The organism is Atribacter laminatus, assembly GCF_015775515.1.
Lineage (GTDB): Bacteria > Atribacterota > Atribacteria > Atribacterales > Atribacteraceae > Atribacter > Atribacter laminatus.
Window position 1 is genome coordinate 555285 of the sequence record NZ_CP065383.1, and the last position, 23605, is coordinate 578889.

Below are 23605 nucleotides of genomic sequence, written 5' to 3' on the forward strand. Positions count from 1 at the left end.
AAGGTGGAGATTATTTCTTGAGTATTTATTTTCATCCTCATTGGGTGCTGCAAAGCAGCATAAAGGTCCATCCTGAAAACCCACGGGCATGACAAATCAAGCCCCCACAAAAATATTAAAAATTGGAGGGACACAATACATTATGCCCATTCTTTAATTCATGATTCGACATGCCATGGCATGTCGAATCATGGGTTTTCATCCTCATCAAGTGCCACGAAGTGACACGAGGATCTATTCTGTATCGACAAAAAAAATAACTAAAGAATTATTTTAACATAGACTGAATAACCCAAACACAATAAATAAATTTAAGAAGAAAATTACTTCAACCATTTGATAGGATTATCTTCCTGGGCATTGGTTCCCACTCTAACTTCAAAGTGTACGGCTGGGACATTGGTCAAGCCGGTTTCTCCGGCTAACCCGATTGTCTGTCCTCCCTTTACCATATCTCCTGGATTTACTTGAATTGAATCCAGATAAGCATACATGGTCACCACATCTTGACCGTGGTCGATTAATATCGTTTTTCCATAACCTCGTATACTTCTGGCTAATAAAACAACTCCGTCTTGAGCTGCATAAACATTATCACCCCGACTGGCAGCAATATCAATCCCAGGATTAAATACTTGAATTTGGTAAACTGGGTCTTTTGACATCCCAAAATTTTTAATAACTTTCCCACCACTCACCGGCCAAAAGAAACGCCCCATCTTAACCGGTGGAAGATTCTTAGTTGAAGCAGAAGTACTTTCTCGACTTTTCTTGAGTTCCTTTTGGAGTTGGGAAATAAGATTGGTAACATTTTTTTGTGCAGCAACTAATTCTGCAAGGTTATTTTGGAATTTCTTTTTATCAACTAATAACTGGTTGAGTAAAGATTTGCGAGTTTCTTCAAGCTTTTTTACATTTTTCTCATCAAGAACTAACTTCTCCTTTAACACGGCCTCTAATCTAATTTTCTGTTCAATTTCTTTGAGCTTATTTTGTAGATTTTGCCTTTTATTGAGATATCTTGAAATGTTACCCATCTCATGCTCGCTATACTTCTGAAAAAGATACCATTGTTCCTCAACTTCCGCTGGATCACTGCTTCCTAAAAAAACACTCCAAAAGTCAAAGTTAACGTTATTTTTATATGCTCGAACCATAGCTTGTGAAATTTTTGTTTTACTTGAGGAAATATCTTGGCTAAGCCCTTCAATATCTTTACGAAGAAGAGCTCGATCCTTTTCCAGCTGTAAAATCCGATTTCTCGAAGTTGTTATATCATTCTCCAATTTCTCGATCTTATTTTCTATGTTATGTATTTCAGCAGCCACATTTTTTTGAGTCTTTTCTAATTTTTTTAACTCTTGATCCAATTTAGCTTGTTCCGATTTCATTTTTTCTAATTCTTTTAATTGAGTATCTATCTCAGCTTCAATATCATTACCAAAACAATCTGGACTAATTAAGAAAAGAAAAATGGCCGGAATTAGGCAAATGATTATGAGAAAAGAGAGTTTTCTCATCTTAACACCTCCTTGAGCACCGAATTACAGGCAATAAGACTCCCTAAAATACCAATTACCCCACCCATAAAGGTGTCGACTACTAAGAGGGGAGCCATGATATCGGTGAGGTTTATCCATGGAAAAAAAGGAAATGCAGCATGAAGAAAATCAAGGAGAAAATGAAATACCAATATACCCAGAAAAAATGCTGAAATGCCAGCAAACAAACCTTCAAAAAAACCCTCAGTAATAATTGGACGCCGTATAAAAGTTTCAGTCGCTCCAATTAAATGAAAAACTCGAATTTCTTCTTTCCTGGATTGAATGGAAATCCGTATTAAATTAATAATGACAACCAATGAAAATATAAAAACCAAAAAGAGTACTATGCTTCCAACACTTAAAAGCATGTGATAAAACCGTACAAAAACATCGACATTTTTACCACCATAAATCACATCATCAAATAATCCGGTATTTTTTACTTGATTTGCCAGTTCTGGAATCGATTCTACACGTTTCGGTGTAATCTCTACTGAAAGGGGAAAAGGATTTTCATCAACCGGAAAATCTTCTGGTGTTAGTTCAAAGTATTCAAGGAACTTCTTCTGGGCATCTTCTTTAGAAAGAAAAACGATAGAGCTGACGTTGGGAAGATTTTTTAACTTCTGGACAGTTTCTTGAGCCTTTTCATCTGTGATTTCAGATTGAAAATACGCTTTAATGGTAAAACTCTGACCTGAAAACTTCCCCATTTTTTCCATTTCTAAATAACCAAAAATAAAAATGTTCACAATCAGCTGAGTAAAAAAGATACTTAGAAATCCAATCAATACCAGGGATGGTCGCTTTCGTAAATTATAAAATGCATCGCGTACAAAACCCAAAGTTCTCCAGCCCCTTCTGATCTTGTGTTGGAATTAAAATCCAGTTTCAACTCTTACTCGACTATAACGATCGGCTACCAAGTGTCCCTGATCAAGTTGTAATATTCGACCAGAGAAACTTTTTAACAGCCGATCATTATGTGTAGAAACAATTACACTCGCTTTTTCTTCCCGACAATAAAGATATAAGGTCTCTACCATTTCATAAGCAGAATATTGATCAAGATTTCCAGTCGGCTCATCGGCTAAAACCAGTTGGGGTTGATGGATTAAAGCCCTCCCCAAGCATAATTTTTGCCTTTCCCCGCCTGATAACCATTCTACTAAATGATGCTTGCGGTTTTCCATTTCTAACATAGCTAAAATTCGGCTACTTAACTTGGATATGAGATGCTTTTTAATTCCCATAATTTGCAAAGGAAATATGAGGTTTTCATATACTGTCCGGGAAGGTATCAGTTTTAAATCTTGAAAAATTATGCCTAAATTTCTACGAAGAAAAGGCAGATAGCCATCGTCTAAATGATTGATACGGATATCATCAAACCAGATATCACCCGAGGTTGGAAGCTCTTCCCGGTTGATTAGTTTCATTAAAGTTGTTTTCCCAGCACCAGTAGGGCCAACTAAAAAAATAAACTCACCTTCTTCGATCGAAAACGAAACATTTTGAAGGGCTTTAACCCCACTGGAATAAATTTTATATACCTTGTCAAAACCTATAAATGCCATTTTTTAGATTTCTCTACTCTTCTTTGAACTTTTCTCTTTAAATGAGCTTAATCTATACATCTTTTGGTCATTATACCATTTACCGTTATACAATGATGAACAAGGAGCATTAACTCATCAACTACCAATCTATTTATCCAAAGCGTATTGCCTATCAGGCTTGTTCAACCCTTCGTTATTTTATTCCCAATCTCTCTTTTAAAACCATCCAACCAAATCGAAAAAAAGCTGGAACAACTCTTTTTAAGCGATGCGGTTCGGAAGCTATTCGATAGAGCCATTCTAATTTCATTTTTCGAAACAATGATGGAGCCCTTTTTTTATCCCCACAGAGTACATCAAAACTCCCACCTATTCCAATCATAATCGAGGCTTGAAGCAAATTTCGATTCTTATGAATCCACAATTCCTGTCGAGGAGAACCTAAACCCACCAAGAGAATATCCGGCTTCGATTGATTTATATCTTCGATAATTGGTAAAGAATCTTGAAAATATCCGTGATGATAACCCGAAATAATTGTTTTGGAAGCATGTATTTCAAGGTTTTTTACTAATCTGGTTACAATCTCTGGAGAGCTTCCCAAAAAATAAAAAGACCAACTTTTCTCTTGCCCGATCCTGAGAAGCTCTTCCATCAATTCAACCCCTGGTATACGGTGCTGGATGGTTATCCCTAATATTCGAGCTGCTACCAATATTCCATTCCCATCAACAATCCTTAAATCAGCACTATGCAAAGCCTGATAAAACTCGTCATCAGTTGCTTGCCGCGCAACCATTTCAGGATTGAGAGTGATGATGTGAGCTTTCTGACCAGATTGAATTGCCTCAGAAATAAAGGAAACTAAATCAGAAAAGGAGTAATCAGAAATTAAAATACCTAATAATGAATGTTCTGATGACGATCCCCCGTGCATGGAATATTTATTTTCCTTTCAGTTATCATTATCCATTTGTTCTAATATTTCTCCCAGCCATATCCGGCTTTGATCATCAAGTCGTCTTAACTGGTTTTTGATTTCAATATTATTTTTAAAAATATCTTGGCATTGCATATATAATTTAAAAAAGGTTTCTTCCGAGAGGTCTTGCCATAACACCAAGTTTCTCTTCCCCCACCAATTGGCAAAGGACTCAATCTTTGGATCAATATTCAAAGCATACCAAGGAACATCCATCATGGTGGCTAAAATTGCCGGATGAAGTCTCATGGTGAAAACCGCAGCGAGTTGATGAAAATAAGGCTGGATTTCTTCAATTGATTGAAAATATTTCCATTGACAATTAACTTGATTGGCAATTTGTGAAGCAATTTTATAATCATATTCATAATGAAAGGCAACGATTTCAATCCTTTCTGGAATTCTTGCCTGGAGGTATTTTAAAACATTAACCAATAGGTCCTGGTTAGCTAAACTACTGTATCGAACAAAAAAACCTACCGTTGGTTTGGTATGAGTCATATTTAAAACATTTTCATCAATTGAGACTACCGGATCGACTCCAATTTTTATTCTATTACTGGAACCACTTAATCTTCTTACCAAATCTGCACTTTCTTGATCACGGGCTACAAATAATTTCATTCTTTTAAGAATAAAAGCCACTATCTTCTGACTTAAAGCTCTATGGAAAGGGCCTAAACCACAACGATAAAACAAAAGAGGACGACGAAAAATTAACGCCCAACCCAATAAAAAAGAATAATATATTAAAGATCGAAAACTCGTTGAATCTTGCAGAAGACTCCCTCCCCCTACGACAACATAATCACTTCTGGCAATTTCTCTTAAAACTGTAATTATTTTTTTTCGGAAAACGACCAATAGATTGGAGAAGGAACGAGGGGAAAATTGACTATCCTGAGTTAAAACCAAGTAATAAAAAGAATAAGGGGTCGCTTTAGAAATAACTTCCAAATCATTGATTATCGATCGAAGAGAAAGCTCGTCTCCCCAATTACCAAAACCATAATACCCGAGTAAAAATATTTTTTTTTGAGTATCTTTCATATTAAAGCGGTTTATATATTTGTTCTTTTTTTATAAGCATCATTCTCTCCAAACTGACTCAGCCATTTCCATATCCAATAGGCAATCCGGACAACAATATAGTAGAAAATGAATACTACCAAGCTTAGTATAAAGGCATTAAAGAATCGAAGAAGGATGAAAAGAAATGGGGTATGGATATGGCAAAAAGAATTGAAGAAGGTGATAAAGCCAATCGTTACCCCAAGCCAAAGCACAACCTTAAAAAGAGGTTGATAATTAAAACGGCGGAGGGAAAGAAGAATCCATAAAGCCGGGTAACCAATCATAAATTCTTTCGTTCGAGGTCTCATAAAAAGGAATCTTTCCAACCAAAGCCTCATTTTACTTTCTAACATCCCGGCTGGAAGCAATGGAAAGTTACCTGAACGGGTTAAATAAACTACAAATCCTCCAGCAAGAATCATTAAAATAACAAATTCATAGCGCTTTAAGGTTCCCAAAACCACTGAATGAATACTCCGATTCAGATAACCCGACTTAAAAAGATAAAGAGCAACTAAAATTATAGGAATGACCAATGAGGTTTTTACTCCTGAATATTGCTCAATCCGAAGAACATAAAGCCATTGATAAAGACCACAGGAAACCACCAGCCCACCGGCAAATACCATACAAAATGCAGTAAGGATAGGTACCAACGGATTCTTTTTTGACCGAAACCCATCAATCAGGGAAAAAACAGCCAAACTTGGATAAGCAATACCAGAAAGAACACCAATGATTCTCAAATTCAACGCATTATCCTGGAAAAGCGTTCCCGATAAAACAAATAAACTTATAATGAAAATTATCCATTTTCCTGGTAAAAAGTAACTATAGAGCAGCGCTATAGCTATTGCCACCGAAAGTGAAAATAATACCGAGGCAACCAAGGGAGGTTCAAAAGGCATAAGGGGGTAAACCGTTCCGCGGGTAAATCCACTGGATTCAATATCAGAAAATAACGCAATGAGATAGGAATAATTTTTCTCCCAAAGGTTTATTGACGGTTCGGTAAAAAATCGCACGTAAAGAAGACGGACCGACCGTTCTTTTACAGCTCGAAGAAATCTTTCTCGAGCCTCAAGAGGAGTATAGTTCTTTATTTCATCGGGTGGAATACTATGAACTCGAATGGTTTGAGCTGGAGCTAAACGAGCAAGGATGGTTTCTCCTTTTTGTCCTACGAACTCTGTGTATCCCCAGAATAGCTTTTTCTTTTCAAGGAAGTTGGCCATTTCCATCAAAGATTCTGAATTTCCGTTTCCAAGTACTTGGTCACCAAAGAATATTAAACCATCTGCTTGATCATAAATCGGATCAGAAAGAAGGTTTTTTAAGATTTCTGGAGTAATTCCTTGCCAGTTTCTTGGACGAAGTATAATTCGAAATCCCTTATCTTTTAAAAGCTGCACAAGGTTATTATCCCAACCCAAACCTATCTTATCTTCTTCTTCATAGGAAATATTTAAGCCAATAATATTCGGGGAAATTTCGATCGGAGAGCGACCTAAAATGCTTAACTGGTGGATAATCGATTCTTTTAAAGAATTATTAGAAACATAAAAATAACGAAGAAGAGATGGATATTCATGATCAACAGCAACTGGTAGTACTTTTCCTAATTGCTGAAGATTTTTTAAATCATAATCGCTTACACCAATAACGCTTACCCCTGCTTGTTTCAACTCGTCTAAGGTTTCATCAACTGATTTTCCTAAACGGAGTGATATGACTTCAATATCCTGCCAATCGCAAACAACTTCGATTTCTTTCATGGCTGCTTCGTTTTTTAACCGTGTAGGGAGTACCATCAGCGCTCCAAGCAAAGCAGATATAATTGCTATAAGAAGAAATAGTTTAGAAAATTTCATGAGATATCCCTCGGATTTTCCTCGCATTCTAATAATGGATCACCGGTGTCAACAGTATCGTTTTCTTCAACAAAGACTTGGGTCACAATCCCTTCATTTTCAATTTGAATTTCATTTTCCATTTTCATTGCTTCTAAAATTATAGCGACATGCCCCCCAGAAACTCGTTCGCCTTTTTTTACTTGCACCGATAAAACTCTTCCTGGCATGGGAGCTCTAAGAACTGTTGTCACTTGCATAGGAGCGTTTGTCGGAGTAATTTCACGAGGAATTCTTTTGATCTTTTCGACTTGAATTTTCCCATCTTCCCTGGATTCATTAACTTCAGAGACTTCAACTTCAAACTCTTCACCATTGACCCGGACTTTGAATTTACGCATACCGAAACTCCTCCCCATTAGAAATACAATACCTTCTATCCTGAAAAGACATGAACGATTAATATGAGCCCTCTCTTTTTGAGGGCGTGAAGACCTTTTCTGACACCGCAGGTGTCATCCTGAGGCTTCGTTATATGAAGCCGTGAGGACCTCATCTTTTCATTATTTTAAAAAATACTAAATGAGATTGCCACGTCGCTGCGCTCCTCGCAATGACGGGGCGGGTGGATGAGATTGCCACGTCGCTGCGCTCCTCGCAATGACAGAGCAGGAGGAAATAATTCAAATCCCCCTTACCCCCTTTTCTAAAGAGGGAGATTGTTTCCTGAGTATATATTTTCATCTTCATCTGGTGCTGTGAAAGTGGCATGACGGTCTATCCTGAAAAGACCGGAAAGTTTTTTATAAGTCATGTATTTATAGCAACCAACCGTAATCTCATTCTGGACTTTCAACCTCATCCTCACCTTCTCCCATCAAGGGAGAAGGAACCAAAAAGTCGTCCCTTCTAGTCTTTATTGCGCCCGATTAAGCTAGCGGCATACCATGGCATGTCGAATCCTTGGTTTTTCATCCTTATTTAGCGATTAGAAATAACGGAATCATTCTTTCTAATTTTTGAGATTGTACTTTCATGACTATGGAAATTAATATCTAAAACGCGATAAACCCCAACAATTTTCTTGCAGACACAAACTCTTCCACCCTTTATTTTTTTGTTGGATATAGCTATTTTCCACAACTATTTCCCCCGGTTGTTCGTCATGCTCATATTGGAGGACCGCAGCTATCACTGCGGCTATTATTTGAGGATTAACGTCGGGCTCAATCTTAAACTGGGATATTCCCATGTTTTTTTCCCTTTCCTGTAATTCTTTTTGACCAAAAAATTTCAAGAGCTCGAATAACTTTTAGCCGAGTTTCTTGAGGATCAATAACTTGATCGACATACCCTCTTTTGGCAGCTTCATAGGGATTATAAAATTCCTGACGGTATTCCTCAAGCAATTTCTCTCTTTCAATTTGAGCATCTAAGGCTGCTTCTATCTCTTTTCGAAAGATGATATTAACCGCCCCCTCGGCGCCCATTACAGCAATTTCGGCAGTAGGCCAGGCCAATACCAAATCGGCTCCAAGATCGCGACAACACATAGCTAAATAAGCACCACCATATGCCTTGCGCATTATTACCGTAATCTTTGGAACGGTGGCTTCTGAGTATGCATAGAGAATCTTTGCTCCATGTCGGATGATTCCTCCAAACTCTTGATTACTTCCCGGTAAAAATCCCGGAACATCGACAAGGGTAACCAGAGGAATATTAAAAGCGTCGCAAAATCGAATAAACCGAGACGCCTTGTCGCCCGAATCGATATCCAAGCATCCAGCCAGATGATAGGGTTGATTTGCTACTATTCCCACAGTATGACCATTCATTCGAGCAAACCCAATGATTAAGTTTTTTGCAAAATCTTTTTGGATTTCAAAAAAAGAATCTTGATCAACTAAGTCTTCAATGATTTTTTTAACATTATAAGGTCGATTGGGATTGGTAGATACAATATCCAAAAAGGAGGAATTTTTTCGATCAACTGGGTCTTGGCGCTCGCCAACCGGTGGCTCTTCGACATTATTGGATGGAAGGTATGAAAGGAGCTTTTTCACTTCAAAGAAACACTCTTCTTCGTTTCTGGACACGAAACTAGCAACCCCGCTTTTGGTAGCATGAGTATGGGCACCACCCAATTCTTCAGCAGTGACTTCTTCACCGGTTGCAGCTTTTACAACTTGAGGGCCGGTTACAAACATCTTGCTTGTCCCTTGAATCATAAAAATATAATCCATAAGAGCTGGAGAATATACTGCCCCTCCTGCACAAGGACCAGCTATTATTGCTATTTGGGGAACAATGCCCGAATTTAAAGTATTCCTATAGAATATTTGACCGTAACCGGATAGGGAGTCAATACCCTCTTGGATCCGAGCTCCTCCTGAATCATTAATTGCAATAATAGGGGCTCCGACTTTCAATGCCATGTCCATAATTTTACATATTTTTTGTGCATGCATTTCGCCTAAAGATCCACCCATAACGGTAAAATCCTGGGAGTATATAAATACCGGCCTTCCATCGATAGTTCCATAACCAGTTACAACGCCATCAGCTGGTGGCTTTTTTTCATCCATACCAAAACGGGTTGAACGGTGCTCGATAAAAAGATCGGTTTCTTCAAAACTATTTTCGTCAAGTAAAAGAAAAATCCTTTCTCGGGAAGTTAGTTTTCCACTTTTGTGCTGCTTATCAATTGCAGATTTCCCTCCACCCAGAAGAATCTTTTCTTTTTTATTTTCTAGAGAGGTAATGAGTTCTTCCATTTTTTTTCTGGACATAAATTTGACCCTACCAGTTTTTTAAATAATTCAGTAATTTTATAACCAATCCCATTTTTATTTTTAGAAATGAATCAGCTTCATTTTCGAGAAGAAGCAATTCTTACTTTCTCAGACCGCGATGGCTTTTTAACCTTCGTTATCTGTTTCACAACAACATCTCCGTTTTTAACCAAAGTGATTTGATCGATGTCGATATTCACTTCGATCAGTTCAACCCCACTGAGATGTTCTACTTTCTCCTTTAAATACCTCTGTATAAAAGCACAGATTTGGACTAATTGAGAATAATTTTTAAAAACACAACCTATCCTAACATTAACATGAGACTCAACTTTATGTAACAAAATATCATTAATTTTTTCAATCCAGGGGAGGTTGGTTAAAAGAACTAAAATGATGGATCGTAAAGCACTTTCTGAAACAATCAACTTACCTAAATAACTGAAAGGTGGCCGAACCACTGTCTTTTCTTTTGAAGAATAAAACCAACCCCAAACTTTCACTGGAATAGTATCAACAATATTTCCCCACAAATTTCTCTTAAGTTCAACCAAAGGAACAGGAATGGTATGTTTCCCTTCTCCAATCCGAGCTTGAAGGGCATTTTCTATTTCTTCAGGACTGGCTATGTCTTCAATCATTACAACTTCAGATGGATTAGGAAGCTGCAAACGCTCACATATTTTTTCCACCATAGCCAGAGAAATACCTAAAACCATTATTTTAGGGGGATGAATTTCTTTTAGGGCGTCAATAATTTGTTGCCGATGATCAGTAAAATAAAAAACCGCAATTTTTGCTGCTTTAATTTTACTTACCTCTGCTTTGGAGGATTTTCCAGCGATAATGCTCCCCTGAGAAATTAATAATCCATCGTCAATAATGCAGTCAATCCCATATCTCTGAGCGATATGAGGAGCTCGATAGCTTTTACCTGTTCCGGTTGGACCTACCAAAGCGTAAACTTTCATGATATTTACACCTAAACCTGTCCTTGCCAATCCATTCGAAGATAAGCATCGATAAAATCATCAATTTCTCCATCCATAACTCTTTGAACATTACCAACTTCATAGTTAGTCCGATGGTCTTTAATCATACTATAGGGCTGGAAGACATAACTCCGAATTTGATTCCCCCAAGCTATTTCCTTTTGCTCGCCCTTCATTTCCAAAATTTTCTCGTCATGCTCTTTTTTCATGAGTTCATAAAGTCTAGCTCGTAAAATCCTCATCGCAACCGCTTTATTTTGATGCTGTGATCGTTCATTCTGGCATTGAACAATCAAACCACTGGGAAGATGAACTATTCTCACCGCCGAATCGGTTGTATTCACATGCTGCCCACCACGACCTCCAGCTCGGAAAGTCTCAATTCTTAAATCCTGTGGGTTAATTTCGATGTCAATTTCTTCACTTACCTCGGGAATAACATCCACCAAGGCAAAAGTTGTATGACGCCTTCGGTTGGCATCAAAGGGAGAAATCCTCACCAGCCGATGGATCCCACTTTCTGATTTAAGGTAACCGTAAGCATATTGGCCCTGCACTAAAAAAGTAATGTGTTTTAAGCCAACCTCTTCTCCCTCTAAAACATCGGTCACGTTTACATCAAATTTTTTTCTTTCACAGAAACGACTGTACATTCGAAACAACATCTGAACCCAATCTTGAGATTCGGTTCCGCCAGCTCCCGAATGAATAGTTATAATCGAATTGCTTTGGTCTTCTTGATTTCGGAACAATAATCGGATATCCAGATCTTCAACTTTTTCCGAAAGGTCATGGATATCTTTTTCAAGATCGGAATACTCCTCATCATCAGGAGTGAGAATCTCTTGGAGCTCAACTGTCTGCTGATATTCATTTTTCAAGCTTTCGTATTCCTCTATTATACTTTTATATTTTTTATAATCTTGTAATTCCCTTTCGTTTTGGGTGTTACTCCAAAAATCAGGGGAAGTCATTTTTTTCTCAATTTGTTTAACTTTTAATTGTATTTGTTCTTCTTCAAAGATATTCTCCTATTTCGTTAAGCTTGTGTCGAATAGTACTGAATTCAACAGAAATGTCAATCGCCATTATCTAAAACCTCCTAAAAAATTATCGAATCTTAATTTTTCTTTTAGGGAAAAAATCCTTCTTTAATTCCCTTTTAGTAAATATAAACCAAATAAGACTTTTTGTCTTCTGATTCCTGTTTGCTTTCCAACCATCACTCCATTTACAAGACAGAATAAGCAAAAATTGTTTCAAAATATTCTTGAACAACCAAGTTTATTTTCCACAGCAGTACTTATACTTTTTTCCACTCCCACAAGGGCAGGGATCATTGCGACCAATTTTTCCCTTTTTTGTAACTTCTGTTTTCCGGTTTTCCGAAGATGGAGCCTGATTAGTCCGAACCGTTGAAGGTTGAACCGGACGATGGGAAGCAGCTGGTTTCCCTCCTTCAGGTACCAGTCGAATCCGTAAAAGATATTTGACAATATCCTCTCGGATCTGCGCAATCATATCATGAAACATATCAAAAGCTTCGATTTGATATTCAACAAATGGGTCTTTTTGACCAACCGCTCGAAGCCCAATACCCTCCCGAAGATGGTCCATATTATGTAATTGTTCTTTCCAATATCCATCTACTACTCGTAAGCCAACAAATCTTTCCACTTCACGAAATACCTTATCATTTACCTCACTTACTTTTTGCTCATAAATCTCTTTATAACGAGCAATTATTATTTTTTCTAATTCTTCTGGCTTGGCTTGGGAACGTTGTTCCACGGGAATTCCATGACCAAAACCAAAAAGGTCAAAAAGACGGTGATCAAAACCATCCCAATCCCATTCCTCAGGATAGGTTTTTTCTAAAGCATAAGTTCTCACACATTCGTGAACCACGTCATTTAACATCTCAAAAATTAACGGACGCAGATTATCTTCGGTTAAGAGAGTTCGTCTTTGATTATAAATGACCTCTCTTTGTTTATTCATGACATCATCATATTGCAGAAGAGTTTTTCGGATATTAAAATGATACCCCTCTACTTTCTTTTGAGCTCCTTCAATCGCCCGAGTGACTAACCCATGTTCAATGGGAACTCCTTCCTCAACACCAAATTTATCCATAATGCCAGATATTCTTTCAGAACCAAAAAGTCTTAAAAGATCGTCTTCCATGGAAAGAAAAAAACGTGACGAACCTGGATCTCCTTGTCGACCCGCTCGTCCGCGTAATTGATTGTCAATGCGCCGACTTTCATGACGTTCAGTACCAATGACGTGCAATCCTCCTTTTTCAACCACAAAAGTATGTTCTTCTCCGGCAATTTTTTGGAATTTTTGAACAAGTTGTTGAAGCTGATTCTGTTGGTCAGGATTGAGATCAAATTCCAGACTGTGCCCTTGGCTAGTTAACTCTTCTCGAGCTAGATATTCGGGATTACCACCTAGAATAATATCAGTCCCTCTCCCCGCCATGTTGGTTGAAATGGTTACTGCCCCTTTTCTTCCAGCCTGAGCAATTATTGCTGCTTCTCTTTCATGATTTTTCGCATTTAATACCTGATGAGGAATTTTCTTTTTTTCCAACATTCGACTTAATTTTTCAGATTTTTCTATAGATATGGTTCCGACCAACATCGGACGTCCTTCTTGATGCCATTTTTCAATCTCTTCAACCACGGCTTCAAACTTCTCTTTTTCAGTACGATATATTACATCCGGGTAATTGGTCCGTTTAAGAGGCATATTGGTAGGAATAACTACAACTGGCATACCATAGGTATAAACGAATTCATCTTCCTCGGTCTTTGCTGTTCCAGTCATTCCGCAAATCTTGTCATACATACGAAAATAATTTTGGTAGGTTACCGAGGCGAGTGTTTGGTTTTCATTTGCTACTTGTACATTTTCTTTCGCTTCTATTGCTTGATGGAGACCATCGCTATAACGCCGACCCTCCATAAGCCGTCCGGTAAATTCATCAACAATAATCACTTCACCGTTTCTCACAACATAATCTACATCTTTTTTATAAAGATGGTGAGCCCTTAAGGACTGTCGAACTCGCTGTTCAATTGAGTCTTTCCCCGCAGTATCATAGAGGTTGTCAACATGAAGAAGCTTCTCTACTTTGCTGATTCCTTCTTCGGTCAACCAAATGGATCGAGTTTTTTCTTCAAAGTCAAAGTCAACCGAGTGGGAAAGCTTTCGTGATACTCGATCAATTTTATAATATATTTCGGTCGAATCCTCTGCTGGTCCGGAAATGATGAGAGGTGTCCGGGCTTCATCAATTAAAATGCTATCTACTTCATCGATGATTGCATAATTGAGCTCTCCTTGTACTATATCTTCCCGACGATGTGCCATGTTATCACGGAGATAATCGAACCCGTATTCAGTATTGGTTCCATACGTAATGTCACCGTGATATGCTTTTTTTCTCTCCTCAAAAGTTGAGGCATGTTGAATTAAACCAACTGTTAAGCCAAGAAATTCAAAAATTGGTCCCATCCAATATCGGTCACGACGGGCCAAATAATCATTTACCGTTACGATATGAACTCCCTTACCAGTCAGAGCATTCAAATAGGCAGGCATCGTAGCAACTAATGTTTTACCCTCACCAGTTTGCATTTCAGCAATTTTTCCTTCATGTAATACGACTCCCCCGATAATTTGAACATCAAATGGTCTCATACCGGTAACTCGACGAGCTGCTTCCCTCGCCACCGCAAAGGCCTCAACTAAGATATCGTCTAAGTTTTCTCCATTTTCTAAACGATTTTTAAAATAAGGAGTCTTATCGGCAAGCTCTTTATCGCTGAGGCGCGATATTTCCTTTTCAAAAGAATTAACTGGATCAACAAAGCGCTCAGTCACTTCTTTAAGAAATCGATCTTGAGATATTTTCCCAAAATATTCTTTGATCAAACCAAACATTGAATGCCTCCTTGCCAATTTAAAAAGATCGTAAGTTGGCCGAAATGAAAACCCTCTTTTTCAGATCTCCTGATAATCATACGAAGGCGAAATCATTATATCATACCCCCTTAGGTCTTCTAGAGTTCATTCTCTGAGTATAGCCCACCATGCGACTTGATAGCATAAGAAATGAATTAAGGTTTTTTAATGAAGTCTTTATTAAAAAAGTTAGGTATCGTAGCAAGGCTATTTTAAAAAACTTTTGTAAGGACTTAATTTATCGAGCTCGTAGATGGATTTTCAGGATTGGAGAGTTAACTGGGATATTCCTTTCTCATATAAAATATGATGAAAGCTATTAAACCAATGCCTAATAAATAATCACCAATACTGATTACAAAAGGGCGGCGCATGATAATCGAATAATAGGGAAGAGTATCACCCAAAAAAGGAAGTCGGGTAGACGCTTTGAGGAGAGTATAATCGAGATAAAGGCCACTTTCTAAATGAGCTGCTAAATCATTGAGTTGAAGTCTTTGAACCATTGGAAGCCAAACCGGCATCATCCCTCGATTAAAAACAATAACCAGGATATTGAGAAATGCCCCAACTGAGACAATTTTCATTCCATAAGATTTATAACTAAAAAGGGTCCCAATAAAAACAATAATCATACCAATAATATTGAACCATTGAAAAGATGATTCGGAGAAATACGGGCCAATAAACTTCACAACAAAGCCCAATACAATAAGCCATAAATAAGGAATGTTGGCTTGCTTTAGATTACGGAAGTTTCCATGACTGATAAAACCTACGATGATACCAATTAAAACAAAATCAGCCAGCAACTTCAAAGCCCTCCTGCAAAATCTCTTTTAGAGCATTTATGACCTTCATATCATAATACTGGTTTCCTTCATTTTCCATGATAGTTAAGGCTTCTTCTACTGAATACGCTTTACGATAGGGCCGGTCGGAAGTTAAAGCTTCAAAAACATCAGCCACAGCCAATATAAGAGATTCAATAGGAAGGTCAGTCTGCTTCTTTCCATCGGGATAGCCACTTCCATTACATCTCTCATGGTGAGATCGAATTAAACCGGCGATCTCCTTTAAAAAGTCGACTTTGGAAACTATATCAAAACCTATAACCGGATGCTGTTTAACAATGATATACTCTCCTTCAGTAAGAGGACCAGGCTTTCTTAAAATTGCGTCTTCAATTCCAATTTTCCCAACATCATGAAGCAAGGCTGCGTATTCAATCGTTTCACGCTTTTTATCCGATAGATTTAGTTTTTCAGCAATCGCCAGTGAAACTTTTGCTACTCGATCAGAATGACCTTGAGTGTATGGATCCTTAGCATCCAGCGCTGCAGTGAGAGCCCGTAATAATTCAAGATGGACTTTTTTGGTTTCAACATAAAGTTTAAATGAGTATCTAGCTATCATCAGAGGAAATAAGAATAAAAATAATCCCACGTAACCAATTCGTAAATATATCAAGTAAAGCAACAGCGAATAAGGGAAAAGTCCAAAATACTGTAGGAGGATTCCATTGACATCTTTTTTCCATAAAACCGGAATCGGTATGCCAGTACTTAAAGAAATGACCATGACGACCAAGAAAGCATTGCTTAGGAAAAAAACTAATATGGAAATGACAATGGCTATATAAAAAGTAAGCTGATTCCAAGTATAAGAATAACCCCCAAGGAGTTGAAAAACATACCCAGAAAGAAAAGCTGATATAGCAAATTGAGCTCCATTAAAGAGACTTTTTTGCCAACCTGTTTTCATATAAATGATAACATTTCCAATAAAGGTAACAATCATTACCAAATAAGGGTTGGTTAGTAAAATAAAAGCATAAATTATAGCGAAACTAACCGATATTGATGTATGGGGAGAAAGATGAATCGGTAAAGCTTCGGTAACTATTATTAATACCAGGAAGGTGATGATCTTAGCAAGAGGAAAATGACTAAAATTAGTGGTTAAAAGTGAGTATAAAAATAATGCAATACCACAAATAATAACTGAATAAATATATAAATTTAATAGTTGCTTCTTTTTATCGGACTTCATTCAAAATTTTAAAAAAGACGGCCAGGGCATTTCTAATGCAACTTCAGCTTATCTCCAATGGAAGCCAGCACCACTGGCTAACACAATGGCCAAAAGGCCAAGAAGAATGCTCAACAGTTTCTTCATTCACAAGCCCTCCCTGCGATCATTCTCCATCTTTCTTCGCTATTTAAAGATGGGAAGGCCGCTCCGCTCTCTATTGACTCCTGGCCGCCTTTTCTTCTCCTTATAGTTCTATATCCAGAACATATGGACTGATACAAAATCGGCTATCAGCGTTTCTTTCTTTTTGGATTGCATTGAAAACTATTTTTGCTTATAATCACTCCTTTTTAATGCTCAGAAACGTTTTTTTCTAAATTTTCTTGATGGAAGGAATGATAATAATTCACCTTCCTATTTACGGCATCCAACGCTGATCGTGCAACGGTTTCATAGATTTCATCTCGAAGTAAAGCTGTACCTATCAAGGTCCCTTCGGTTTTTTCACAGTTTCGATAATCAACCAGACAAACCGCCACATCAAATTCACAATAATTATGAACTGTAACTCCACGTATGCAAAACAATGGGGTTGCAACAATTTGATTTATACAATCTATAACTGCTTGGGCAACTAACGAACACCGCTCTCTCTGGTCCCAGGCTTTGCTAGTCAGACAGGAATGATAAACCTTGTCAACGAGTTTGATTTCTACATCCGCCTGAAAATTATCACCGGTTTTTTTCCATCCAACCCCCCATAAAATAGGTCGTTCTTGGGTTACCGCCGTTTCGTGAGACGGTTCTTCTAAGTCGAAACTCACAACACTGATTTTTTTATGATCAATTTCAATACCAAAGCGAGCCTTTATAAGGGTCTCAATATCTCTAACTAATAATTTAGGCCCTTTGCTCCGATTGGATAAAACATGAACCTCAGTAATATTTGAGCCTTCTCCAACAATTTTTACATTTATAATACCGTCAATACAACTTATCGAGTCCTCTATAGTTTTAAAATCAACACGTTCGTTCATAATTTCCCCACCTAAAAATTGTCTTTTTTATACTTTTTCATCAATAATGTTTTCCAATAATTGATAAATTTCCCTGGCTTATATTTTAACAATTAAAAGTTAATACACAGGATCAATTAAGCCGTAGTCTCCATCATTTCTTTTATAGAGAATTTGAACTTTATTATTATCCATATCTTTATACACGAAAAAAGAATGGCTGAGAAGTTCCATTTGTAAAATGGCATCTTCAACTGTCATAGGACGAAGTATAAATTCTTTAGTACGCACCAACTTGCCAGGAATTTTTTCTTCGCTCTCAATTTGAGGAAGAATCTCATTGATTTCGATAGCCGAAAGAGCTTCTCCTGATTTCAAAGCACCTCGGCGAGCCAATTTTTCTTTATAACGTTTTACCTGTCTTTCCAATTTATCATCGACAGTTTCGAAAGATGTCCTCCAATCGGGACCTTCTCCTTCGGCTCGAAGAACAATCCCACTTGCTGTCATAGTAACTTCACTTTTAATTCGTCCTCGTACCAAACTGAAAACAACAGTTGCATCGATAAGCTTATGGAAAAACTTATCAAGTTTTGACAACTTTTTGGTCACATAATCTCTCATGAGGTCGTCGACACCGATATTTTTTCCTCGAACCACCACTTCCATCGCAGCTACCTCCTTTTAGATGAGTAATATTTTTCAATGAAAATGTGCTCCATAAACTGGTGTGCCATATCCAGGTTAAACACCCCCGCTCCTGAACAAAAGGTATTGGCAAGCCCGCAGGCGGTTCCAAATAGAATGGCATCCTGTACATCAGCTTGTTGAGAAAGTTGAGCTACGACTCCTCCAACTAAGGTATCTCCCGATCCAATAGAAAATCCTCCACCCCTTAAAGTATTATCGGCTTTTACAATAAAAACTTCATCATGATATCCAACTACTAATCCTTTTGGCCCGTCGGATAAAATAATTAAGGGAATCTTCAGTTTTTGGAAACAATGTACTGCTTTTATTTTATCATCCAATGATAGAATAGCAAATCCTAATGCTTCTTCGGCTTCCTTTACATTAGGTTTAATTAAAAAAGGAATTGAATTGAGAGCTAAAGAAAAAGGCAAACCAGAGCTATCAAGAACCGAATAAGCTTTTTTTTGCTGGGCAATATAGATGAGAGCCGAATAGAAATCTCTTCTTACTCCTCTTGGGAGTGAACCAGATAAGATGAGATAATCATCCGGCTTGAGTTGTTTTTCAATGCTATGGATTAAAGTGAGTGATGAACCAAAAGGAACCAGAGGGCCAATCTCGTTAACAACCGTATGTCGATTCATTTTTTCTTCGTGAATAACTGTGGTTAGACGAGTTTCTCCAAGAGTTGGCCAAGCATCAAAAGGAAGATACTCTTTGGATAAACCGTTCGCTACTTTGATTCCATTATCACCGCCAAGAAATAGATAGAGATGGCTATCAAAACCCATTGTCCGTATTGCTCGAGCAACATTAATTCCCTTTCCAGCAACCGTTACTTCAACCTGGGAAGCTCGATTCACTCCATCTAAATTGAGTTCGGTTAAAACGAGTAGTCGATCAAGGGCTGGATTGGCACAAACCACCAAAATCACAAAGGATTCTCCTCAATAAAAATTTCAACTTCTTCTTGAGTTGGAAGAGCTGGAATTGCTCCCTTTTTCAAAGTCGTTAGAGCTCCTACAGCATTGGCACGACGACCTGCATAACGAAGCGTATCATCAGGAATGGGTTTCCTTTCTCTCAGGTCATTCCAAAACATATAAAGAGAACTGATCAATCCGGCTACAAAGCCATCTCCAGCTCCAGTAGTATCAACAGCATGAACCGGAAAGCCTTCTACGCGAAGTGATTTCTCTTGGTGAATAAGAATAGAACCTTCTTTCCCCAAGGTTATAATTACCAGTGCTAGATTATAGCTACGTTGTAAATATTGAATAGCTTCTTCAATAGTATTGGCTTCAGCAATAAACATCGCTTCTTCTTCGTTCAATTTTACAACATCAGATAGTTCTATACCAAGCCGCATTTTTTCCCGGGCTTCATCCAATGTTTTCCATAAGGCTGGCCGTAAATTCGGATCAAAAGATACTAAATATCCGTATTTACGAGCTAATTGAATAGCTTTAAAAGTCGCACTATTGGATGGTTCATGAGTCATGGTAATTGATCCAAAATGAAAAACACCGCTTCCAGAAAAAATCGAATCTATAATATCCGACTGATCCAAAAGCATGTCTGCCCCTGGGTCTCGGTAAAAAACAAAATCCCTTTCACCCTCTTCAGTTAAAGAAACAAAGGCTAAAGTCGTTTTCGCCTTAGTCGTTGAAGTTAAATAATCGGTTTTCACGCCATTTTTATCTAAAGTCATTCTTAAAAAATCGCCAAAGGCATCTTTACCAATTTTTCCAATAAAATAGGTTTCAATGCCTAATTTTGATAAACCCACTGCCACATTAGCAGGGGCACCCCCTGGTGCTTTTTCAAAACCTGGTGCATCCCTTAAGGTTACACCATTTAAGGTAGAAACAAAATCAATTAAGAGTTCCCCTAAACAAATGGCTTTTTTATCCAATTGCCTCACCTCCTATGGTGACAGTGATCAGTGATGGATATTGGTATCTATGTCTCTCTTTAACCTTTAATGTTCCACAAGAAAAATAAGGAATTTTTCAACAATTAAAAAATTCCCCCCTCGGTCCACCATCAGATGGAATGGTCAGAATGAGGAGGGGAAAGATTTTTCATTGTCAAAAGACTCAATATAGGGCATGAACATCAATCCATCTTGTTCTTTTAATCTGGATTACCAAGAAATATCGGAAATCCGCTTGTAGAATGGCTTTAAAGCTGGATACAAGTCTTTATATATTTGATATATTTCATTATATCGAATCCCTTTTTGGGAATCAGGGTAGACTTTATCCGTCACTTTCACGGCCTTTTGGCAAGCTTGTTCAACATTAGAAAAAACTCCCTTTCCGACCGCAGCCAATAAAGCTGCACCGAATGCAGGTCCTTCATCAATTTGAACTTGATATAAAGGAACTTGATATATGTCAGCTTGAATTTTTCTCCATAAGGGGCTTTTGGCACCCCCGCCAATGGCCATGAATTCCTCGATAGGAATGCCCATTTCCCGAATGATCTCAAAGGAATCTCTCATACCAAAGGTAACGCCTTCCATAACTGCCCGCACCATCTCATTCTTTCGATGTTTCAGGGTTAAACCAAAAAACACTCCCCGAGCATAGGGATCGGCATGGGGTGTTCTTTCGCCGGTTAGATAGGGTAAAAAAACCAGACCTTCACCACCCGGTTCAACCTGAGCTGCCTCTTCGGTTAAAATCTCATAGGCATCTTTTTCGAGTAATGCTGCTAGGTTTTTTTCCTCGGTTCCAAGAACATCACGAAGCCAACGAAAAGATCCGCCAGCCGCCAACATAACACCCATAACGTGCCATTTACCCGGAACCGCATGACAAAAGGTGTGAACACGACCTTTCATATCAATTTTAACTTCATCACTAAAAGCAAAAACCACACCTGAAGTACCAATACTCGCGGATACTAAGCCGGACTTGACAATACCAGTTCCTATAGCTCCAGCTGCATTATCCCCTCCCCCGGCAACAACAATGACTTGGTCATTCATTCCAAATAATTGAGTAATCTCTTTTTTTAAATAACCGGTTATTTCCGGCGACTCATAACATTCTGGAAACCAATTTCGATCGAGCTTGAGGTCAGCAATGATTTCATCTGACCATTGTCGACGAGGCACATCGAATAACGAAGTGCCTGATGCATCAGATACATCAGTTGCGAATTCTCCGGTCAGACAAAATCGTATATAGTCTTTGGGAAGCAAAATTTTATCAATACGTTTATAATGTCCTGGCTCGTTATTTTTCAACCAATAAATTTTAGGCGCCGTAAAACCAGCTAAAACCGGATTCCCGTTGATCCGCATTATTTTTTCTCGACCAACGATTTGAGTTATTTCTTCACATTCCTTAGCGGTTCTTTGATCACACCAAAGTATAGCTGGACGAATTACTTCTCCTTTGTTATCGAGGAAAACTGACCCATGCATCTGACCAGTCAAACCAATACCAACAATAGCCTTTCGATCAATGGAAACCGAATCAAGGGTTTTTTTGATAGCTTGTTGGGTTCCCTGCCACCAATCAGAAGGATCTTGCTCCGCCCAGTTGGGACGTGGAGTATAAAGGGGGTATTCTTCTACACCCTTTGCAATGAGCTCACCATTTTCGTCAATTAAAATTGCTTTACATCCGGTTGTCCCGACATCAATTCCCAGAAAATAATCCACTGACTGACCCTCCTTTTTTTATTTATACGATTAATCCTAAAGGTTCTTCAATGAGATTTTTTAAATATTGCATAAACTGGGCTGCGACCGCCCCATCTACGATCCGGTGATCTCCAGATAAAGTTAAGTTCATCAAAGAAGCTACTATAATATTCTCTCCATCAACATAGGGACGCTTTTTAATTGCACCACAGGCTAAAATAGCCGATTCCGGTGCGTTAATAATAGCATTAAATGAATCAACTCCATACATACCCAAATTTGATATTGTAAAGGTACCTCCGGTTATTTCTTCGGGGAGTAACTTTGATTCACGAGCTCTTTTTGATAAATCATTAGTCTCAACTACAATTTGTGATAGCCCCTTCAAGTTGGCATTTTTAACTACTGGAACGATCAAACCATCCTCCAAAGCTACGGCTACTCCAATATTGATAGCTGAGTTCATCTGGATTCCATTATCGAGAAAGTAAGCATTGATGGTTGGAAATTTCTCTAAACTCTGGGCAATAATTTTTATCAAAATATCATTGTAGGAGATTCGAAGTCCGGTGGTTTTTTCAATAAGAGGCAACATCCTTCCTCTTAATTTAACCAATTCATCAGCTAAAACTTCCATTTGTAAGTAAAAATGAGGTTTATTTATCATACTACTATGCATTCTTTCCGCAATAATTTTTCTCATACGGGATAAAGGAATAATTTCTTTCGGCAACTCTTCGCTTGGTGTTACCGTTCCTTTTGTCTTGATAGCAGGCTCAGTTTTTAGTATTTCTGCTTTTTGAGGAGTAACGGTTTTCTTTTGCTGATAGGCATTTTCAATGTCCTCTTTAACGATTCTTCCACCAGGACCAGTGCCTTCTATCTTTGATAGATCAAGACCATACTCATCCGCTAATCGACGAGCAAGAGGTGAGGCTTTAATCCGTTCTTTTGCAGCTTCGGTGTCTGCGGTGGCTTTCGTTTCTTCTGTTGGCACTGTTACCGATTCCTTTTTGGTTTCCTGGGGAGTTGGGACAACCTCTTCTTTTTCTTCTATAACTTCCCCTGGCTTTCCGACATAAGCGACTGTTTGAGTAATTGGAATGGTTTCTCCTTCACCAGCTATAATCTTTAAAACAACTCCGTTCGCAGTTGATTCAACTTCCATATTCACTTTATCAGTTGCGACTTCAAATAGGGCGTCACCCTTCTCAACCTGATCTCCCTCTTTAACCAGCCACTTGTTAATAATTCCCTCTTCCATGGTTAAGCCCAATTTGGGCATAATTATTTTTTCCGCCATCGACAATCTCTCCTTTTCGTTTAAAAAAAGATTCGTTAATTCCACCAAAAACCAACACAAAATAACTCTATTTATCTCTTAAGGATAATTGTATATTATCTTGACATGAAGAAATAAGTATTTAATCGAT

At 38.1% G+C, this 23605-nt stretch carries 21 protein-coding genes; all 21 read right to left on the reverse strand.

The genetic code is table 11. From position 1 onward, the window contains the following. Positions 1–323 precede the first annotated feature (323 nt). Positions 324–1520, reverse strand: a complete 1197-nt coding sequence (locus RT761_RS02735; protein WP_218112555.1) for a murein hydrolase activator EnvC family protein — start codon at positions 1518–1520, stop codon at positions 324–326. After that, positions 1517–2389, reverse strand: a complete 873-nt coding sequence (locus tag RT761_RS02740) for a cell division protein FtsX (RefSeq protein ID WP_218112556.1) — start codon at positions 2387–2389, stop codon at positions 1517–1519. Before RT761_RS02740 ends, RT761_RS02735 begins: the two co-directional genes overlap by 4 nt. A gap of 33 nt (positions 2390–2422) precedes the next feature. Continuing rightward, a complete protein-coding gene (locus tag RT761_RS02745) occupies positions 2423–3121 on the reverse strand; it encodes a cell division ATP-binding protein FtsE (protein WP_218112557.1) in 699 nt (232 codons plus the stop codon). A 175-nt stretch (positions 3122–3296) separates the two neighbouring features. Continuing rightward, complete coding sequence (locus RT761_RS02750; RefSeq protein WP_218112558.1) at positions 3297–4040, reverse strand: WecB/TagA/CpsF family glycosyltransferase; 744 nt, start codon at positions 4038–4040, stop codon at positions 3297–3299. Positions 4041–4058: 18 nt separating this feature from the next. Beyond that, entirely contained in the window at positions 4059–5135 is a 1077-nt protein-coding gene (csaB, locus tag RT761_RS02755; protein ID WP_218112559.1) for a polysaccharide pyruvyl transferase CsaB, read from the reverse strand. Positions 5136–5146: 11 nt separating this feature from the next. Next, entirely contained in the window at positions 5147–7030 is a 1884-nt protein-coding gene (locus tag RT761_RS02760) for a DUF5693 family protein (protein WP_218112560.1), read from the reverse strand. Then, on the reverse strand, positions 7027–7410 hold the full coding sequence (locus tag RT761_RS02765) for a biotin/lipoyl-containing protein (RefSeq protein WP_218112561.1): 384 nt from the start codon (positions 7408–7410) through the stop codon (positions 7027–7029). The genes RT761_RS02760 and RT761_RS02765 overlap by 4 nt, the downstream gene beginning before the upstream one ends. A 305-nt stretch (positions 7411–7715) precedes the next feature. After that, positions 7716–7871, reverse strand: coding sequence for a hypothetical protein (locus tag RT761_RS02770; RefSeq protein WP_218112562.1), 156 nt, complete (start codon positions 7869–7871; stop codon positions 7716–7718). A gap of 186 nt (positions 7872–8057) precedes the next feature. Continuing rightward, positions 8058–8261, reverse strand: a complete 204-nt coding sequence (locus RT761_RS02775) for a hypothetical protein (protein ID WP_218112563.1) — start codon at positions 8259–8261, stop codon at positions 8058–8060. Then, on the reverse strand, positions 8242–9801 hold the full coding sequence (locus tag RT761_RS02780; protein WP_218112564.1) for an acyl-CoA carboxylase subunit beta: 1560 nt from the start codon (positions 9799–9801) through the stop codon (positions 8242–8244). Before RT761_RS02780 ends, RT761_RS02775 begins: the two co-directional genes overlap by 20 nt. An 80-nt stretch (positions 9802–9881) precedes the next feature. After that, a complete protein-coding gene (locus RT761_RS02785; protein ID WP_218112565.1) occupies positions 9882–10775 on the reverse strand; it encodes a hypothetical protein in 894 nt (297 codons plus the stop codon). Between the two features lie 11 nt (positions 10776–10786). Beyond that, a protein-coding gene (gene prfB / locus RT761_RS02790) for a peptide chain release factor 2 (RefSeq protein WP_425491250.1) occupies positions 10787–11885 on the reverse strand; the annotation gives its coding sequence in 2 pieces (ribosomal slippage) (positions 10787–11815 and positions 11817–11885; 1098 coding nt in all). A gap of 195 nt (positions 11886–12080) precedes the next feature. Further along, a complete protein-coding gene (gene secA / locus RT761_RS02795; RefSeq protein WP_218112566.1) occupies positions 12081–14750 on the reverse strand; it encodes a preprotein translocase subunit SecA in 2670 nt (889 codons plus the stop codon). Positions 14751–15046: 296 nt separating this feature from the next. After that, positions 15047–15583, reverse strand: coding sequence for a DUF5317 family protein (locus RT761_RS02800; RefSeq protein WP_218112567.1), 537 nt, complete (start codon positions 15581–15583; stop codon positions 15047–15049). Beyond that, a complete protein-coding gene (locus tag RT761_RS02805) occupies positions 15573–16823 on the reverse strand; it encodes an HD-GYP domain-containing protein (RefSeq protein ID WP_218112568.1) in 1251 nt (416 codons plus the stop codon). The genes RT761_RS02800 and RT761_RS02805 overlap by 11 nt, the downstream gene beginning before the upstream one ends. Positions 16824–17155: 332 nt before the next feature. Further along, the gene (locus RT761_RS02810) at positions 17156–17842 is read right to left on the reverse strand and encodes a hypothetical protein (protein ID WP_218112569.1); all 687 of its coding nucleotides are present in this window, start codon (positions 17840–17842) and stop codon (positions 17156–17158) included. A 99-nt stretch (positions 17843–17941) separates the two neighbouring features. Continuing rightward, complete coding sequence (gene hpf / locus RT761_RS02815) at positions 17942–18490, reverse strand: ribosome hibernation-promoting factor, HPF/YfiA family (RefSeq protein ID WP_218112570.1); 549 nt, start codon at positions 18488–18490, stop codon at positions 17942–17944. A gap of 5 nt (positions 18491–18495) precedes the next feature. After that, positions 18496–19449, reverse strand: a complete 954-nt coding sequence (locus RT761_RS02820; protein WP_218112571.1) for a 1-phosphofructokinase family hexose kinase — start codon at positions 19447–19449, stop codon at positions 18496–18498. Beyond that, positions 19446–20438, reverse strand: coding sequence for a carbohydrate kinase family protein (locus RT761_RS02825; RefSeq protein ID WP_343073757.1), 993 nt, complete (start codon positions 20436–20438; stop codon positions 19446–19448). Before RT761_RS02825 ends, RT761_RS02820 begins: the two co-directional genes overlap by 4 nt. Before the next feature lie 222 nt (positions 20439–20660). Next, positions 20661–22190: a xylulokinase gene (xylB, locus tag RT761_RS02830; protein ID WP_218112573.1), complete on the reverse strand. Its 1530-nt coding sequence runs from the start codon at positions 22188–22190 to the stop codon at positions 20661–20663. A gap of 22 nt (positions 22191–22212) precedes the next feature. Further along, a complete protein-coding gene (locus tag RT761_RS02835) occupies positions 22213–23475 on the reverse strand; it encodes a dihydrolipoamide acetyltransferase family protein (protein ID WP_218112574.1) in 1263 nt (420 codons plus the stop codon). Between the last annotated feature and the right edge of the window lie 130 nt (positions 23476–23605).